Raw genomic sequence first — 1,431 nt, forward strand, 5'->3', positions numbered from 1 at the left:
CCTGGCCCCACCTGTACATCGAGGAGGTGAGCTGACATGCGGCTGCTGTGGAAGAGCGGCCCGCCCCCGGGCCAGGACGACGCCGCTCCGGCCGAGGCGGTGCGCACCTGGGAGGAGCTGACCAGCGCCGCCCGCGAGATGTCGCAGGTGGACGACGCGGTGCTGGCCGCCGACCCGGCCTCCAACCCCCGCCTGCTCTCCGAGCGGGTGGCCACCGCCGACGCGGTATCGCACGCGGTGCTGGCCGAACAGCGCGAGCGGGCCGAGGCCGACCTGTCCCAGGCCCGGAGGGCCCGCCGGGCCGCCGAGGAGCGGGGCGCGCGCGCCCAGCGCTCGGCCGAGGCGCGCGCCGACACCGCTGAGGCCACGTTGGTGGCGATCGACGCCTACGAGCAGGCGGACAACCCGGCCGCGTCCGCGCTGTCCCTGCACAAGACGGGCCCGCGGATCCGGCGGGCGCTGACCGGGGTGGCCCTGGCCGGGTCGGCCGCGAGTGCGGTCGGGGTGGCCGCGCTCGCGGCTGGGTCCTGGCCGCTGGCCGCGGCCGTAGGGGTCGGCGCGCTGGCCGAGGTGCTACTGACCGTCCCGGTGGTGCTCATGACCACGTTCCAGGCGGTCATCCGCACCCACCACAAGGGCGCCGCGCTGGACGAGGCCGGCGACGGGCGGCGGGTGCTGGCCGGGATGCGCGCCGCGGTGCTGGTGCTGCTGGCCGCGAGCGTGGCGCTCAACCTGACCGGGATCGTCGTCGGCGACACCGGGCTGCTCGGCGCGGTCGGCGTGATCGGCGCGGTGATCGCGTTCGGCGCCTCTGTCGCCTCCTGGGGGGTGGCCACGGTGATCCGGGAGGTCATCGCCTCCAACACCGCCGCCTGGCGCACCGACCAGTGGGCGGCCGAGCGGGCGCGCCTGGAGGCCCTGGCCGCCGGGGAGCACATCCCCGCCCCCGCCGCCGCCACGGCGGATCCGGCTCCGGCTGTGTCCGGCCAGCCGCCGGCCGCGGTGTGGCCGGTGTACCCGGCGCCGGGGGCGCGGGTGCTGCCGATCGTGCCCGCCACCGACGCCCCCGCCCCCGTGGAGGGGGAGGAGGAGCGGCTGGAGCGCGTGGTGGCCCGGGTGCTGGAGCAGGCCTCCGAGGAGCGGGTGCGGGCCCTGGCGGGCCGGGGCACCGAGGCCCTGCAGGCCTGGCTGGACGGGCGCGGCCCCGGCGGTGGCGGCCCGGTCGCATCGGCGCTGCCCGGTGCCGATCCGACCCCGCCGCCGGCCGGGCGCGCCGAGGCGCCCGAGGCGGACGAGGCGGCACCCGGTGCGCCCCGGGGTCACATCGACTCCGACCAGCGGATCGGCGCCGTCGGCGACGGTGACGGCGGGGAGGCCAGCGAGCGGGTCGTATCGGCCGCCGAGGCGCGCCGGGCGGCCGGTGAGGCCACC

1 pseudogene is annotated in these 1,431 nt (G+C 79.0%); it reads left to right on the forward strand.

Annotation, left to right across the window (positions count from 1 at the left end):
- Nucleotides 1–36: 36 nt before the first annotated feature.
- Nucleotides 37–1,431, forward strand: a pseudogene (locus D450_RS0128090) (hypothetical protein); the annotation flags it as partial.

Source organism: Nocardiopsis halophila DSM 44494 (assembly GCF_000341245.1).
GTDB lineage: Bacteria > Actinomycetota > Actinomycetes > Streptosporangiales > Streptosporangiaceae > Nocardiopsis_A > Nocardiopsis_A halophila.